General features: G+C 57.0%; 15 protein-coding genes. All 15 read right to left on the bottom strand.

Annotated features, from left to right (window positions below; translation table 11 throughout):
• Positions 1-19: 19 nt before the first annotated feature.
• Positions 20-1294, bottom strand: a complete 1275-nt coding sequence (fabF, locus tag ACCW76_RS03670; protein ID WP_436337782.1) for a beta-ketoacyl-ACP synthase II — start codon at positions 1292-1294, stop codon at positions 20-22.
• A 10-nt stretch (positions 1295-1304) separates the two neighbouring features.
• Positions 1305-2858: a DHA2 family efflux MFS transporter permease subunit gene (locus ACCW76_RS03675; protein ID WP_436337783.1), complete on the bottom strand. Its 1554-nt coding sequence runs from the start codon at positions 2856-2858 to the stop codon at positions 1305-1307.
• Entirely contained in the window at positions 2855-3895 is a 1041-nt protein-coding gene (locus tag ACCW76_RS03680; RefSeq protein WP_200536705.1) for an HlyD family secretion protein, read from the bottom strand. Before ACCW76_RS03680 ends, ACCW76_RS03675 begins: the two co-directional genes overlap by 4 nt.
• On the bottom strand, positions 3892-4437 hold the full coding sequence (locus ACCW76_RS03685; RefSeq protein WP_038644826.1) for a winged helix-turn-helix transcriptional regulator: 546 nt from the start codon (positions 4435-4437) through the stop codon (positions 3892-3894). The genes ACCW76_RS03680 and ACCW76_RS03685 overlap by 4 nt, the downstream gene beginning before the upstream one ends.
• Positions 4438-4647: 210 nt before the next feature.
• Positions 4648-5340, bottom strand: coding sequence for an amino acid ABC transporter permease (locus ACCW76_RS03690; protein WP_038644824.1), 693 nt, complete (start codon positions 5338-5340; stop codon positions 4648-4650).
• 16 nt (positions 5341-5356) lie between these two features.
• Complete coding sequence (locus tag ACCW76_RS03695; protein ID WP_436337897.1) at positions 5357-6046, bottom strand: amino acid ABC transporter permease; 690 nt, start codon at positions 6044-6046, stop codon at positions 5357-5359.
• 79 nt (positions 6047-6125) lie between these two features.
• A complete protein-coding gene (locus ACCW76_RS03700; protein WP_034823325.1) occupies positions 6126-6941 on the bottom strand; it encodes a transporter substrate-binding domain-containing protein in 816 nt (271 codons plus the stop codon).
• Positions 6942-6961: 20 nt separating this feature from the next.
• The gene (locus tag ACCW76_RS03705; RefSeq protein WP_436337784.1) at positions 6962-7699 is read right to left on the bottom strand and encodes an amino acid ABC transporter ATP-binding protein; all 738 of its coding nucleotides are present in this window, start codon (positions 7697-7699) and stop codon (positions 6962-6964) included.
• A 12-nt stretch (positions 7700-7711) separates the two neighbouring features.
• Positions 7712-8278 carry a peroxidase-related enzyme gene (locus ACCW76_RS03710; protein ID WP_045814738.1) on the bottom strand — a complete coding sequence of 189 codons (567 nt, stop codon included), beginning with the start codon at positions 8276-8278 and terminating at the stop codon, positions 7712-7714.
• Positions 8275-8757: a CMD domain-containing protein gene (locus tag ACCW76_RS03715; RefSeq protein ID WP_436337785.1), complete on the bottom strand. Its 483-nt coding sequence runs from the start codon at positions 8755-8757 to the stop codon at positions 8275-8277. Before ACCW76_RS03715 ends, ACCW76_RS03710 begins: the two co-directional genes overlap by 4 nt.
• A complete protein-coding gene (locus ACCW76_RS03720) occupies positions 8754-10208 on the bottom strand; it encodes an NAD(P)-binding domain-containing protein (protein ID WP_436337786.1) in 1455 nt (484 codons plus the stop codon). Before ACCW76_RS03720 ends, ACCW76_RS03715 begins: the two co-directional genes overlap by 4 nt.
• 411 nt (positions 10209-10619) lie before the next feature.
• Entirely contained in the window at positions 10620-11582 is a 963-nt protein-coding gene (locus ACCW76_RS03725) for a LysR family transcriptional regulator (protein WP_436337787.1), read from the bottom strand.
• Between the two features lie 203 nt (positions 11583-11785).
• On the bottom strand, positions 11786-12715 hold the full coding sequence (locus ACCW76_RS03730) for a sugar ABC transporter substrate-binding protein (protein ID WP_045814741.1): 930 nt from the start codon (positions 12713-12715) through the stop codon (positions 11786-11788).
• Positions 12716-12763: 48 nt separating this feature from the next.
• On the bottom strand, positions 12764-13558 hold the full coding sequence (locus ACCW76_RS03735; protein ID WP_436337788.1) for an SDR family oxidoreductase: 795 nt from the start codon (positions 13556-13558) through the stop codon (positions 12764-12766).
• On the bottom strand, positions 13551-14582 hold the full coding sequence (gene iolG / locus ACCW76_RS03740) for an inositol 2-dehydrogenase (protein ID WP_045814743.1): 1032 nt from the start codon (positions 14580-14582) through the stop codon (positions 13551-13553). Before iolG ends, ACCW76_RS03735 begins: the two co-directional genes overlap by 8 nt.
• Positions 14583-14767 lie beyond the last annotated feature (185 nt).

Genomic DNA, 14767 nt, shown 5'->3' on the forward strand with positions numbered 1-14767 from the left:
CGTCAGTCTTCCCAGCACGTTAACGGGAAACCTCATCCCAACCCTTAAACAGCAGGCTGGCATTCACGCCACCAAAACCGAAGCCGTTTGACAGCACATACTGCATCGCCATCGGCTGTGGTTGCAGCGCCACCAGGTTCAGTCCGGCGGCGGCTTCATCGGGGTGCAGCAAATTGAGCGTCGGCGGGGCGATTTGATCGCGCAGCGCAAGGATTGAGAAGATCGCCTCCACGCCGCCCGCTGCCCCCAGCAAATGCCCGGTGGCAGATTTCGTCGAGGTGATCGCCACATTGCTGTCCGCAAACAGCGTACGAATGGCCGCCAGCTCGCCCTTGTCACCCACCGGCGTGGAGGTGGCATGCGCGTTGATATGCTGCACCTCTGCTGGGGTGATGCCCGCCTGCGCCAGTGCAGTCTCCATTGCACGACGAGCGCCTTCACCGGTTTCCGGTCCGGCGGTGAGATGATAAGCATCAGCGCTGGTGCCATAGCCGACTAACTCAGCCAGCGGTGTCGCACCGCGTGCCAGCGCATGCTCCAGTGATTCAATCACCAGCAGGCCAGCGCCTTCTCCCATGACAAAGCCATCACGATCGCGATCAAACGGACGAGATGCCTGTTCGGGATGATCGTTAAAACCACCCGACATCGCTTTCGCAGCGGCAAAGCCCGCCAGACTCACGCGATGGATCGCCGCTTCTGTACCGCCGCACAGCGCGATATCCGCTTCGCCGCTGCGAATCAGCCGTGCCGCATCGCCAATCGCCTGCGCGCCTGCCGCACAGGCTGTGACGGGTGCGCCAATCGGGCCACGAAAGCCGTGGGCAATCGATACATGCCCCGCCGCCAGATTGGCGAGGAAGGAAGGTATGGTAAACGGCGATAAGCGGCGCGGCCCGCGATTGGCGGTGGTTTCCACCGCATTGGCAATTTCGTTGAAGCCGCCGATTCCAGTGGCGATCACCGTGGCGGTCCGCTGGCGCAGCGTCTCATCCTGCGGGAACCAGTTGGCTTGCGTCAGGGCTTCGTGCGCCGCCACCAGCGCGAACTCAATAAAGCGATCCATTTTCTTGCGATCTTTCGGTGCGATCACGCGTTCGGGATCGAAGCCATACTGAGGATCTTGCTCCAGCGTGGGCACCTGTCCTGCGACTTTGCAGCTGATGTCTTGCACCATCTCATCCGGCAAGGCACTGATGCCCGATTTTCCTGCCAGCAGTGACTGCCACACGGCTTCTGTGCCGCAGCCAAGCGGAGACACCATGCCCATACCTGTAATCACAATACGTTTCATTGATAACTCCTTAAGCTGCGGGCTTTCTCATAAAAGGAACCAGCAGCGCAGCGATACAAAATCCGACCATAATCAGCCAGAATGCGTCCGAAAAGGCCTGGGTGCGCGCCTCACGCAGCGTGAGTGAAGCCAGCGATTGCAGCGCCGCCGTGTGCGCCGCATCCGGGCTGAGTCCGTTGAAAATCAGGGCTGCGGTACGCGATTGCATATAGTCGCCCAAAGACAAACTGGCGCTGTTGAGATGATCGGCCAGGCGGCTGAAGTGCAGATTGGTGCGGTTATTCAGCACGGTGCCGCACAGCGCAATGCCGATAGCGCCACCGAGATTACGCATCAGATTAAACAGTCCTGAGGCTAATTTTAGTCGTGCGGGCGGTAAGCTGCCGAGCGTCAACGTCACCGTAGGCGCGACGGCAAACTGCTGTGCCATGCCGCGAAACGCCTGCGGGAACAGCAGCTCTTTCGCCCCCCAGTCATGGGTGATCGGCACAAAGAAAAACATCGATACGCCAAAACTTATCAGGCCAAACGCCAGCAAAATGCGTAGATCGACGCGATTCGCCAGCCAGGCATAAAACGGGATCGACAGGATCTGAAAGATGCCGGTAGAGAAGATCGCTAAACCGATCTCCAGCGCACTAAAGCCGCGCACCTGGCTGAGAAACAGCGGCGTGAGATAGATGGTGGCGAAGATCCCCACGCCAGCCATAAATGAGAAATAACAGCCGAGGGTAAAGCCCGGATCTTTCAGTGCGCGTAGATCCATGATCGGCTTCGCGTGATTCAGGGTACGGATCACGAACAGCACGCCACACACCAAGGCGATCCAGCCCGTGGTGCTGATGGTGCTATCGTCAAACCAGCCCCAGCGCGGCCCCTCTTCCAGCGTGTACTCCAGACAGCCCAGCGACAGCGCCAGTAACAGAATGCTGAAGTAATCCGCTCCACGTAGCAGGTCAGGGTTGGGGCTGTCGATCTTCACCAGGATCGGCACTGCAATGGCAATATAAATGCCGGGGATGATGTTGATATAAAACAGCCAGTGCCAGCTGAAGTTATCGGTGATCCAACCGCCGACCGTCGGCCCCAGCGTCGGTGCTAATGAGGCCAACGCCCCCACGGTGGCGGCCGCAATCACCCGCTGCTTGCCCTGAAAAAAGGCAAAAGCCGTGGTGAACACCAATGGGATCATCGAGCCGCCCGCCAGTCCCTGCAGGGCGCGAAAGGCGATCATGCTCTGGATGTTCCACGCCCAGGCACAAAGTAAACTCATGACCGTAAATCCGCAGGCGGAGACGGCAAACAGCCAGCGTGTAGACATCACGCTCGCCAGCCAGCCGGAAAGCGGAATAATGATGATTTCCGCAATCAAATAGCTGGTTTGCACCCACACGGTTTCATCATCGCCCGCCGACAACCCCCCGCCGATATCCCGTAACGAGGCGGAGACAATCTGGATATCCAGTAAGGCAATAAACATGCCGATGCACATCGTGGCGAAAGCAAAGACCTTTTTGCTGATCGGCATCTCCGCCGGTGCCAGCAGCGCGGCGACGCTGCTCATCGCGCGCTTCTCTCATCCACCGTCACCGTGACGGAAAGACCCGGCCGTAACAGGCCGAGCACTGCCGCATCACCGTCCAGCACAATGCGCACCGGCACACGTTGGACGATTTTGGTGAAGTTGCCGGTGGCATTTTCCGCCGGGAGAATGCTAAAACGCGAGCCGGTGGCCGGTGATAAGCTGCCAACATGGCCGTCGAAGGTACGGCCGGGTAAAACGTCCGCCACGATATGCGCCGTTTGTCCGGGCCGCATATTGGCCAGCTGGCTCTCTTTGAAGTTGGCATCGATCCACAGCCCCTGCGCTGGCACCAGCGACAGCAATTGTGTACCGCTGCTGACAAAGGAACCTGACCACGCACGACGATTGCCGACTACGCCATCAAAAGGGGCGCGGATCTCGGTGTATTCGAGATTGAGCTTCGCCATCGCCAATCCCGCTTGTGCCTGGGTCAACGCTGCTTTGGCCTGCTGCTCACGCGCATCCAGCACCTGCAACTGACGCTCGGCGACGGTTTTATCCGCACGGGTTTTGCTCTCTTCCGCCATCGCCTGATGGTAGTCCGCTTGCGCATGATCGCGGATTTGCTGTGAGACCGCTGAACTGCTGGCCAGCGCACTGTAGCGGCGCTGATCTGAGGTGGTTTTCAGCGTCACTGCCTGCGCCGCCAGCAGAGAAGCGTGCGTGCCGGCGATGGTCGCGAGCTGTAGCTGGCGCGTGGCAGCAATGTCGCTTAACGCGGCTTGCTGTGCCGCCACTTCCCCTGCGGCCTGATCCACCGCGGCCAGATAATCCCGGTTATCCAGTTGTACCAGCAGATCACCCTTTTTCACCCATGCGTTATCCTGCACCGCCAGCGTGTGGATATAGCCGGAGACTTTCGCCGAGATGGCACTGATATCGGCACCGACATAGGCATCATCGGTGGAAGGCATAAAGCGCGCGGTGTGCCACCAGTAATAACCATAACCTGCCGCCGCTAAACCGCCGATCGTCAGTGCCAGCAACAGCGCCGATTTTTTGCGGGTGAGCGTCATGATTGTTTCTCTGACAGCGCGGGCGGCGCGAATTTCTGTGTGGTATCGCCGGCACGTTTTTTCTGCAGGTAATCATGGCGATAGTGCATCATTGGTACCGCCGCTGGACCCGGCACCATTTGGTATTTGTCGAGCGTCAACGGCTGGCCGTTTTCACTGTCGACCAGTTGCAGCTTCACCGGGCGTTGCGTGGCGGTTTCCACCAACTGCATCTGACGTCCTTCCGGCGAGAAGTGATTGCTGCCCCACTCGGCCAGCGCCAGAATCACACCGCGAAAATCACGTCCGGCCGGAGTGAGATGGTATTCGTAACGAGCGGGCGTAGTGCTGTAGCACACCTTTTCCAGCAAACCGTCTTCCACCAGCTCTTTCAGGCGACGTGACAGAATGTTAGGTGCCACGCCGCTGCTTTTTTGGAACTCATCAAAGCGGGTGAAGCCAGCCAGTGCATCGCGCATGATTAGCATGCTCCAGCCATCGCCGACGCGGCCCAGGCTGCGGGCGATAGGACAAGGCATGTGGTAAAGCGGTTCGTTTTTCATGGGAAGTATTCCGCAAAGGTCTGATGCGGAATACTGTTGCAGAGTGACTTTCATTTTGCAAGTAACTTGCAAAATGAAAGCAAGGAGTGTTCATTGTGAAACGCAAAACATTGCGCCGCTATCAGAGAGCAACAAGCCCGGTAGCGCGCAAATTTGCCAAAAAAAACGACAGCCACACTAGGCTGCCGTTTCATCACAACTGAGCAATCTCTAGGTGCGCACGCGCAGCGCCGCCTCGATCTTGTCGGCGATCTTAGTGACCACATAGGCAATCACCATATAGAACACCACTGCAATCAGGAAGGCCTCGAGGTAATAGAAGTTCAGTGCCGCCGTCAGCTGCGCCTGGGCAAAGATATCCACCACTTCGATGGCAAACGCCAGCGACAGGGCTTTCATGATCACCATAAAGGCATTCGCCAGATCGGGGATCGCCGCCACAATAATCTGTGGGAACATCACCCGACGGAACAGCTGTCCGCCGCTGTAGCCCAGCGATAAAGCCGCATCGGATTGTCCGCTGTCGAACGAGTTCAGTGCACCTTTCCACACTTCGGCCTGGAATGCCGCAACACAGGCACTCAGCGCCACAATGATGATCACCCAGTTCGGCAGTGAGTGGGCATTCACCTCGACGCCAAACAGCGTGGCAACAAAGTGCAGCGCCGGTGGCAAGCCGTAATAGGCGAGGAAAATCACCACCACCATTGGCACGCCTTTGAAAGCGATTTTGTAGGTGATCACCAACTGGCGCAGCAGCGGAATGCGGCGATGCTCAATAAAGGCAAACAGCCCACCCAACAGCGTCGAACAGATAAAGACCGTGACCGCCATCAACAGCGTCACCGGTACCGCATCGAGAATGCTCCAGAAGTCCGGCAGCAAAACCTCAGCATCAAACATGGTTTGTCTCCCCTTCTCAGACGCTGGCAGTGAACTTCACGCGCGGCGCAGACTTCGAGCTGTACTTCGCATGGCGTTGTTCAAAGAAGCGGATAACCAGCCACGCCACACCGCACAGCAGTGAATAGAGCACGGCCAGCACCAGATAGGTGCCGAACTGATACTGGTTGTAATCGCGTTCCATGATCAGGTGCGCGGTTGCCATCACATCCGCCGCCCCGATGTACATCACCAGTGCCACGTTATGAATCAGATAGATAATCGCATTGCCGTAGCCTGGCAGCGCAAAATGCACCGCCTGCGGCCCAATCACGCGCAGCATTTTCTGGCGGAAGCTGTAGCCGAGGCTGTCAGTGGCATCGTGCTGACCGCGCTCCACCGCCAGATACGCCGGGCGCATCACTTCAGAGAGATAGCCGCCGTGGTAAAGGCTCAAGCCAATCATCGCCGCCACGTTGGCCGTGAAGAAATCGCTAAAACCAAAATTATCGGTAATCAGCGGCATGCCGTAAAAAGCGACAAACAGCTGTAAAACCACCGGCACGCTGCGCGCGTAGGAAACATAGAGATCGGCCAGCTGGCTGATCACGGGAATACGGCGCACGCGAAAAACGGTGGCGATCAGCGCCAGAAAGAACCCGGCAATCATCGCGACAAACATGATGCCGAGCGTCAGTGGCAGCGCCGACAGCAGTTCTGGAATCATGGAGGATAGATTCACGGTGAAACACTCCTGCTAAAAAGGACAGCATGCGCCCGGCTCAACACCGGGCGCAGTGAATCTATTACTTCATGTACTTAGTGACTTCTTCGCCGAACCACTTCTGCGCCAGCTTATCCAGCGTGCCGTCATCTTTCAGTTCTTTCAGCGCTTTGTTCACGTCATCGTTCAGAGCCTGGTTTTCAGCAGAACGGTGGATCAGTACATAGGTGTTGTTAATCACCACTGGCTCACTGGCTTTGATCGCCAGTTTCTGGTTGTCGATCACCGTCTGCTCACCGAGGTTTGAAGGCAGGATCAGCGCATCGTACTTCCCGTTCTGCACTTCTTTCAGGCGATCCGGATAAGGCACGCCCGCGCTGGACGCTTTGATGGTGATTTTGTCGTTCGGGTTATCCTGCTGCCACTGAGTGACGAATTTATACACGCCGCCGCCTGCGGTCACCGGCACGATATTCTTACCGACCAGATCCTTCATGCCGTTGATATTGCTGTCGCTGCGGCTGTAGATCTTCATCAGGCTGGCACCGATCGGTGCATCCGGGATCAGGAACTGTTTGCTGCGCGCTGGCGCTTTGTAGTAACCGCCAGTCGCCATGTCGTACTTGCCGGTCACCAGGCCCGTTTCCTGCGCGATATCTGCCGCGCCTTCCATCACAAATTTGTATTGTGGCAATTTAGCGTTGATGGCTTTGAGCACGTCCGGCTCGTAACCCTCAGGTTCGTGACCGATCGCGCCCCATGACAGCGGTTTGGATTCCGCAGCGGTGGCGATTTTGATGGTGCGAACGGCGTCAGCAAAGCTGTTACCGCTGATCAGTGCCAGGGCGATGATGCCAGGCGCGGCCAGGCGACGTAATGTGGTTTTGATTGCAGGCATGTCTTTGATTCCTTTAATTATTAGAATGCTCGTTCTGAACTGAGGAACTGTGCAAGGCGCGGCAGGGTTGGGTTATCAAACATCTCTGCCGGACTGCCCTGCGCGGCCACGACGCCCTGATCCATAAACACGATGCGATTCGAAATGCTTTTCGCGAACTGCATCTCATGCGTCACCAGCAGCGAGGTAATGCCGGATGACGCCACATCTTTAATCACTTTCAGCACTTCACCCACCAGCTCAGGATCGAGCGATGAGGTCGGTTCATCAAACAGCATCACATCCGGACGCACCGCCAAAGCACGGGCGATACCGGTACGCTGTAACTGGCCGCCAGAGAGTTGAGACGGATAGTGATCGAGCTTGGCACCCAGACCCACGCGCTCCAGCTCCTGCACGGCGATGTCGCGCGCTTGCTGTTTGGTTTTACGCTGGATGACGATCAGCGGATCCATCACGTTTTCCAGCACCGTCATGTTTTTGAATACGTTGAACTGCTGGAACACCATGGCGGTGCGCAAGCGGATCGCCTGGATCGCCGCTTTATCCGGTGACTGATAATCCATGTGGATCTGATCCAGCTGAATCGTCCCGGCTGATGGCTTCGCCAGATAGTTGATGCAGCGCAGCAGCGTGGTTTTACCGGTGCCGCTTGGCCCGATGATCGATACCACATCGCCGCGTTTTACCGACAGATCAACCCCTTTCAGGATCGGATTGCTGCCGTAAGAGAGCGTAATATTGTTGAGTTCTAACATCCGGTGCAGCCCTTATTTGTTCAGGTCAGCATGGCCGAGCACATGCATCAGACGGTTGGCCCAGCCGAAAATGGCGATGGCGTGGATCAGATCGATAATCTCCTGATCGTTCATGCCGACGGCACGCAGTGCCGCCACATCTTCCGGTGTGGCCTCAGAAGGCGTAACCGATAAACGGCGAGCAAAGCGATAGATCGCCGCATCGCGTTCACCTAATACATCCGCTCTATCAAAATAGATGGCACTGACCACGGCGTCACTGTCAGCTAACTGTGCATGACGGCGCGCATGCACCACCGCGCAATAACGGCAGCCGTTGACGATCGAAGCTCCCAGCGCGCCCAGCTCACGATCGGCGCGATCGAGGCCACCTTCGACATACATAATGGCGTTGAACAGCCCGGTACGTGCGGTGTAACTCTCGGGATCGTGCACCAGCGTGCGCACGTACTCGGAGATCTTCTTGTTGGACGGCGTGACTTTCATCGCATCGAGCTGCGCCGGTGTCGCCTGTTCTACATCGACTGGCGTGATGTACGGATGCCAGTGCAGCGGCTTGAGATTTACCGACGGAATCATGCGGACCTCATCAAACGTAAGCCAGCCGCCACGCGCGTCTGGAAGTTAACAAAGGCGATCAGCTCAGAGAGCGCAACAATTTGCGGGTTGCTCAAACCGGCCTGCTCCAGCAAGCGAATATGCTGTTCGGTAGCCTGAATGGGCTGTTGCGTGACCATGTCAGCATGGCGCGCAATCGTGGCCAGCGGCTCTTCCGCTACGGCGCAACCCGAAGCCAGCGCCAGCAGGACTTCAGACGGATTTAACGCCGCCAGCTGCGCCTGGTAATCACGTTGCAGTGGCGCATCGTAGTTCAACACCGCCATACGCTGCGCCAGTGCCAGACGCAGATCCGCAGGTAAACCCTGATCGTCTTCCGGCGTAAGTACAGACACACGGCACGCTTCCGCACCCTCAACAAATTCGGGACGCAGGCGGCGCGTCTGATACAACGCCTCTTCTGGTGTTAATCCAGCTGCTTGATCAATAGCGTCGCTCACAACGCGTTCTCCTGTTTTAGTAACGGGGTTGAATCCACCCATTCATCGCCCTGTAGTTCAGGGGTGTCAAAAGCTTGTAAGTTGGCGTAGTGCTGCTCGACGTCCTCGGCAAACAGTGAGGCAGTGATACCGCGCACCAGGCGATCGGCCCCGGCGCTCACCGCAGGAATATCGCCGGAAACTTTGCCGTGCGTCAGCATCGCGGCATCGTTGAAGCAGTGAATGTGTGCCAGCATCGGGCAGCCATCAGGCGTCAATTCGCGGAACTCGAACGAAGGGCCGAGATCCGGCGCTTCCAGCAGGCTGTGGCGCGGATTGCCCATCTCAGGTTGATAGCGACCGTCAGACCAGCTGCGAATATGCGGCGCGATAGCGGCAAACTCCGGGCGGCCGTGGAAATCGTTGGTGAAGCCCGTCGCGGCGATCAAAAAATCGTAGTGCAGTGCACCCTGGGTGGTTTCAATCACCAGTCCGTTTTCTTCCTGTTTGACGGCGTTAATCCCGCAGTCGAGGAAGAAGCGCGCATTTTCATGGCGTGATACCCGCAGGGTTGAAGAACGCGGCGGTGGCGTTTGGGTGGCGGCGGTGTAATCGACGAATTTCCATTTCCACGCGTCTGGCAACTGATGCATGCCGTGCACCACGCCCTGGCTACCAATGCCGGTCATTTTATTGATGCGTGGCATTTCTTTGCGGCGAATCAGCAGATCCACTGCGCCCGCGCCCTGCTCCAGCGCGGTAGCCGCGTTGTCCATCGACGATGCGCCTGCGCCAATCACGGCAATGCGCTTGCCTTTTAAGGCCGTGAAATCGATGTCATCAGCGGAGTGTGCCCAGAACTGACGATCAATGCCCTGCAGGAAATCCGGGACAGCGAAACCACCGAGACCAGAACGTCCAGTGGCGAGCACCAGGCGACGCGTGTAAACCCGATCGGTTTCGGCACCGTCCAGATCCAGCGCAATCAAATCCCCGGCCTGCTGGATATGGGTGACGCGCACATTGTTCTGTACCGGCAGATTCAATACCTTGCGATACCAAATCAGGTAATCCATCCACTGCGCTTTAGGGATCTTGTCCAGCTCCTGCCATGCCTCTTTGCCCCACTGCGCCGTGAACCAGGCGCGGAAGGTCAGCTGTGCGAGACCGAGTGCCGGGCCGTGCAACGTTTTCGGTGAGCGCAGGGTTTCCATACGCGCAAAAGTGATCCACGGCCCCTCCAGCCCAGCGGGTGCGGCGTCATAAGCCACCACATTGCTGATGCCGGTGAACTGCAATTTGGCGAGTGCCGCCAGACCGCACATGCCTGCGCCAATCACCACCACATCGCGGACCGGCGCACTCTGAAAGGTGCGTTCCGGTACCCAGGATTTGGCGGGCAGTTCCAGAAATTCCAGATCCTGCTGAAGCTGAGCTTCTAATGCGGCAAGACCGTTGGCGGCATATGTCATTGAGAGATTTCCCTGGTGTCAGCGATCGCGTTGAGAGCGAGCGAAAACGATGAAAACACGCCGATGACCCTACCTTTTTTATTATCTATAAAACGCATAATAGGTAGCTAACAATCATCAATACGCATAATAAGAGCTAAGTTTTCGCATAATCCTCTTGCCCTAAATGTGAGTCAAGATTTTCGCTCAGGATTTGACCAATGGATTTCTTATATCTTATGCCGAAAAAGTTATAAGCGTTGAAAATGAAGGGATTCATCACGCCTGGTGAGTCAGGAAGACGCTGTGTTATATCTTGTCGCTGTAGCGAAATTGGGCTACTGCGTGACGTGATGCATTCGGTTCTGATGCGTAGCGGCGCTTCATCTCTTGTTGAAGCGCTAATGCTGTTGGATGAATTCAATTGCCCCGCTATGACTCCTGGTTTATCACTCGCATGATGCGCGGATGTTCGCTGGCGGGCAGGCGTTCAAATCCTGGCAGCAACTCGGCCGCAACGTCTGCCAGCGCTTCCACCAGCGCCTGGGCCGCGCTGGAAATCTGCCGACCTTGCGGCGTGATCACGCCAAAGAAGTAAGGGATGTCTTCCTGAATCGGACGGATTGCCACCCCAGCCAGCGGCATGCCCCAGCCTGTCACCGGTTCGAGGATCGCCACGCCCAATCCGGCACGCACGCAGCCCAGAATATTCGCCGAGGAGTTGGTTTCGATGGTTTCCAGCAGAGGGGCTTTGACTTTCTTCAGCGCTTTTTCGTAACGGCCACGCAGGCGTTGCGGACTCCATGGCGCAATCAAACGGCGGCCAGCAAGCTGGCTCAGCGAGAGCGTACTGTATGCCGCCAGTTCATCCTCTTCCGGCAGCGCAATCACGCACTGTGATTGCCCAATCCAGTGCAACTCCACCGCATGATGCTCCAGCGGCAAGCTACATAATCCAATATCGGCTTCAGCGGTGATCACCGCATGCGCGGTCTGCTCCGCCGATTCACTGATAATCTGCACTTTGTTTTGCAGGTTCAATGCCGCCAGCGCCTGGGGCAGCAACCCGGCGGCCAATGCCGGCGTGGCGGCAATACTGAGCGGACGATGCTGCTGATGGGCGATCTCTTGCGCGCGCAAGCGGATCTGCTGCAATGACAGCAGCGCTTTCTGCACATACTGATGCAGTTGCAGTGCTTCTTCGGAGGGGTGAATACGCGGGCCGTTGCGGATAAACAGCGGATAACCCAGCGACTGCTCCAGCTCCTGAATCAGGCGGGAGACGGCGGGCTGCGAACGATTGAGCGCTTTGGCGGCCGCCGTCACGCTGCCCGCTGAAATTACCGCCGAGAAGGCTTCCAGCTGACGCAGATCGAGGTCGTTTAACAGAGTCATCGCGTGGTTACTTCCCTAAGTCATTGATCGTTCCCGACAATCACGCGGGAAAAAATCCATCATAGAGAGAGTTACGTGAATTAGCCACTGCGGGAAAAACTGCGTGGTGGTCGTCATGCTCGTCAGTTAAGCGACGGGTGATAACGCAGTCTGGTGTCGTACAGGGTGCGCATTACTGCGCACCGGAAACAGCACCTTAATATTTAGCGCACCTTATTCTGCGCAAACTCACTGTAATTTTCCCGGGTAATCAGTTGATAAGGAATAAAGGTATCCTTCGCCACCTTCTCGCCTTTCACCAACGCAACCGCCGATTGCACAGCACCATCGCCCTGGCCTTTGGCATCCTGAAACACCGTCAGGCTCATCTCACCACTCTTGATGAACTGCAGCGCATCCGGTGTGCCGTCAATGCCCGCTACCTGCACGTTCTTCGCACCCGCCTGCTTGAGTGCCAGAATGGCACCGATCGCCATCTCATCATTGTTGGCGACGATGGCGTTGATATCCTGGCCGGTAAGCAGCCAGTTGGTGGTGACATCATTGGCTTCTTTGCGGAAGAACAGCGCGGATTGCTTATCCAGCACCTTCATGCCCGGATGCTGCGCAATCACCTCTTCTACCCCTTTGGTGCGTTCGCGGGTATCTTCGCCCGACAGATTCCCCATCAGGATCATCACGTTGCCTTTATCCCCCATCTTCTTCGCCAGTGCTTCCATCTGCATTTTTCCGGCCAGACGTGGATCCGATCCAACATAGGCCATGCGATCACTCAACGGGGTTTCTGGCCGACGGTTAACAAATACCAGCGGCACGTTAGATCGCTGTGCCAGTGCGATAATCGGTTTCATTGCCTGGGTATCGGTAGGCGTGACGATGATGGCGTCAACGCCCTGACCGATAAAGGATTCCACCTGCTGCAACTGCTGTGCGGAATCCCCTTTCGCATCCTCAAACTGTCCCTGAACATCACCGAGCTGTTTCATTTTGCTCGCCATCGCCTGGCGCAGGATGGTCTGAAAGTTATCGTCGAAGTGATCCATGCTGACCCCAATGCTGAGATCTTTCGCCATCACGCTCACGGGTAACGCGCACAGCAGTGCCAGCGCGGTAAGGTGTTTTTTTAATTGCATAATCTGACCTTATTGTATTGATTTGTAGGGGGCAGAATCGGTGCATCCTTACTCGGGATAAGCACCGGCAACATTCTGGTCGTAATCGATTAATGCACCGGTCATCACACCGGCTTCCTGACTGAGCAGATAGCTGGCGAGGCTTGCCAACTGCTGCGGCTTACAAAGCTGTCCCATCGGCTGCGAGGCCTCGGCACGTTCCAGCCAGCCATCTGTCGCGCCGTGATATTTTCGTTGGGTGAGATCCTCGCCTGGCGTGTCCATCCAGCCGGGCAAAATGGCATTGCAGCGAATACGGTTGCCGCGATAGGCATTGGCTACGTTTTTAGTCAGCGTGGCGAGCGCGCCTTTGGAGGCGGAATAGGGTGCCAGATAGGATTGCCCACAGTGCGCGCACTGCGACAGGATATTGACGATCGCCCCACTGCCGCCCTGAGCCAGCCGATGGCGCACAAAGCCTTGCATCAGAAAGAAAGGTGCGCGCGCGTTGGTATTGAACATCTGATCCCAGAGTGCCACTGGGGTATCCACCAGCGTGCCGCGTGCGCCCAGTGCGGCGGCATTTACCAGCACGTTCACGTCGCCAAAGGCAGCGACCGCCCGCTCGGTTAATGCCAGGCACGCATCCACATCCTGCAAGTCCAGCGCGACGAACTGCGCCGTGGCGCCCAATTCAGCCAGTTCGGCACTGGCACGCGCGCCCTTCTCTGCATCACGCCCGGCAAGGATCAGTCGTGTGCACCCCTCCAGTACCAGTTGACGTGCGATGGCAAAACCCACGCCCTGTGCGCCACCAGTCACGATGGCAATGGTATTCGTATGTCGGCCAGCAGTGTTATGCATGATGGAACTCCTGATCTAATCCAGTGAGGTGCAGGGTTTTACCAAGTCTGAGTGATTCGGTGGCGGCTTCTGCGAGCAGTGCGGCTTTCAGTCCGTCCAATGCATTGACCGGCATCGGTTTGCCGCTCTGTGCACACTCCAGGAACAGCCGCATCTCCTCCACATAGCTTGGCCCGTAGCGCTCCATAAAGAATTCAAGAATCGGTGCGGCACAGCCCGGCGCATCTGGTGCATAGCGGGTAAAGCCAGACTGGCGCGGGTTATCGGACATCACCATGCCGCTGGCACCAAAGGCTTCAATGCGTTGGTCGAAGCCATAGCTGCAGCGGCGGGAGTTGAGGATAGTGACGAGTGTGCCGTCCTCCGCCAGTAACGTCACGCTGGCAGTATCCACATCCCCCAGGCGACCGATTTCGGGATCGATAATCGACGATCCGTGCGCGGTGATACTGACAAACTCTTTGCCGACAATGCCGCGTGCCATATCGAAATCGTGGATCATCATGTCGCGGAACAGGCCGCCGGAGCGTGGAATGTATTCCAGCGGTGGCGGGAAGGGATCGCGACTGGTGATGGTCAGTTGCTCAAGACGACCAATCTCACCGGCCTGTACCGCATGGCGCACCGAGGCATGCCCACGGTCAAAGCGGCGATTGAAGCCGAGAAACACCCGCTGAGCGGCCTCGCTGCCGATGATCTCAATGCAATGCCGCGCATCCGCCAGGCTGCTGGCGATCGGCTTTTCACACAGTACCGGTTTACCGGCATTGACGGCCGCAATGATCAGTTCCACATGGGTATCTGACGAGGTGGCGATCACCACGGCGCTGACCTGAGGGTGACTGATGGCCGCTGCCGCGCTTGATGCCACTGCCGCCCCGGTTTCTGCTGCCATCGCATCTGCTGCGGCGCTAACCGGATCGTACACCGCCACAATCTGCCCACCCGCCTGGCGAATCGCTGCCGCATGTACTTTCGCCATCCGGCCCGCACCGAGCAGCGCAATACCTGTTAATTGCGTCATGTTTAACTCCTGAAATAAAAAGAGTGGCATTGGCTGAATAATTCACGCACTTTTATCTTTACCTTTTAAATAAAGACAGGTTTCTGCGCTGATTATTTTCATGAGAAATTCATCGAATCGTTAAATAAACGCTACGCACATCACCCTTTGAAATTAATTGATGCATAACTGTTGATCAAATGCTG

Origin of the sequence: Pantoea sp. C8B4, assembly GCF_051336905.1 — a bacterium.
GTDB classification, from domain to species: Bacteria; Pseudomonadota; Gammaproteobacteria; order Enterobacterales; family Enterobacteriaceae; genus Pantoea; species Pantoea rwandensis_B.

Coding starts and splice junctions, on each gene's coding strand:
- fabF (WP_436337782.1), bottom strand. CDS start 1,294: ATGAAACGTATTGTGATTACAGGTATGGGCATGGTGTCTCCGCTTGGC.
- ACCW76_RS03675 (WP_436337783.1), bottom strand. CDS start 2,858: ATGAGCAGCGTCGCCGCGCTGCTGGCACCGGCGGAGATGCCGATCAGC.
- ACCW76_RS03680 (WP_200536705.1), bottom strand. CDS start 3,895: ATGACGCTCACCCGCAAAAAATCGGCGCTGTTGCTGGCACTGACGATC.
- ACCW76_RS03685 (WP_038644826.1), bottom strand. CDS start 4,437: ATGAAAAACGAACCGCTTTACCACATGCCTTGTCCTATCGCCCGCAGC.
- ACCW76_RS03690 (WP_038644824.1), bottom strand. CDS start 5,340: ATGTTTGATGCTGAGGTTTTGCTGCCGGACTTCTGGAGCATTCTCGAT.
- ACCW76_RS03695 (WP_436337897.1), bottom strand. CDS start 6,046: ATGATTCCAGAACTGCTGTCGGCGCTGCCACTGACGCTCGGCATCATG.
- ACCW76_RS03700 (WP_034823325.1), bottom strand. CDS start 6,941: ATGCCTGCAATCAAAACCACATTACGTCGCCTGGCCGCGCCTGGCATC.
- ACCW76_RS03705 (WP_436337784.1), bottom strand. CDS start 7,699: ATGTTAGAACTCAACAATATTACGCTCTCTTACGGCAGCAATCCGATC.
- ACCW76_RS03710 (WP_045814738.1), bottom strand. CDS start 8,278: ATGATTCCGTCGGTAAATCTCAAGCCGCTGCACTGGCATCCGTACATC.
- ACCW76_RS03720 (WP_436337786.1), bottom strand. CDS start 10,208: ATGACATATGCCGCCAACGGTCTTGCCGCATTAGAAGCTCAGCTTCAG.
- ACCW76_RS03725 (WP_436337787.1), bottom strand. CDS start 11,582: ATGACTCTGTTAAACGACCTCGATCTGCGTCAGCTGGAAGCCTTCTCG.
- ACCW76_RS03730 (WP_045814741.1), bottom strand. CDS start 12,715: ATGCAATTAAAAAAACACCTTACCGCGCTGGCACTGCTGTGCGCGTTA.
- ACCW76_RS03735 (WP_436337788.1), bottom strand. CDS start 13,558: ATGCATAACACTGCTGGCCGACATACGAATACCATTGCCATCGTGACT.
- iolG (WP_045814743.1), bottom strand. CDS start 14,582: ATGACGCAATTAACAGGTATTGCGCTGCTCGGTGCGGGCCGGATGGCG.